Below are 650 nucleotides of genomic sequence, written 5' to 3'. Positions count from 1 at the left end.
CTTCACCCGTGTCTTGGCGGTAGCCGCGTTTAAACAAAGCTTCGCCGGACGTGTCGATGAAAATTTGAATGTCGCGCTCGTCGATAAAGGCATGGATGCGGATGTCGGGGCGGATTTTGCCGACACTGGGGCGCGCGTCGCAAGCGTCGCGGAACACGTCGCACACGGCATCTTTGATTTTCAGTCCGACAAAATCCAAACTTTTGACTTGGGCGCGTTTGCCTTCTACTTTGACTTTGAAGGTTTGTTCCAAGTCGAACCAATCCGTCCAGCGGATATTTTTCGCTGCTTTATAAATGTCTTGCTCGCTGCGGTAGCCGCTTTTGGTCAGGCGCAGCAGCACGCGGCTGGCGGTACGCGAATGCAGGTTGATGCGGTATACCTTCTCCATACCGCCTTTGCACGCGACGCCGCCGTCAACGGCGCGGATGTCTTGGCATTTGAGTTGTTCGAGTTCTTGGGATAAAGGGGCTTCGAGACCGCGCGGGCAGGTAACGAAGAGGGAATAAGTGGTCATGCGAACCTTTCGGATGGGCGACGTATTCGGATGGCGGATTAAACTTCAATCAGGACAGGCGGGACAACGCCAAATCCGTTTAAACTGAACCCGCTATGCCTCTGCCGCGTATTGCTCCGTCGCCGCTTGAAGG

1 protein-coding gene is annotated in these 650 nt (G+C 54.9%); it reads right to left on the bottom strand.

All coding sequences use genetic code 11. The features are described from left to right. Positions 1 to 517, bottom strand: a 517-nt coding sequence (locus ACTHUR_RS15040) for a THUMP domain-containing class I SAM-dependent RNA methyltransferase (RefSeq protein ID WP_440399411.1), incomplete at its 3' end; no start/stop codon positions are given. Between the last annotated feature and the right edge of the window lie 133 nt (positions 518 to 650).

It is taken from the genome of Neisseria sp. P0021.S007, assembly GCF_051956855.1.
Note: the sequence above shows the minus strand (reverse complement) of the source record. Positions and strands in the feature narration are given on the sequence as shown.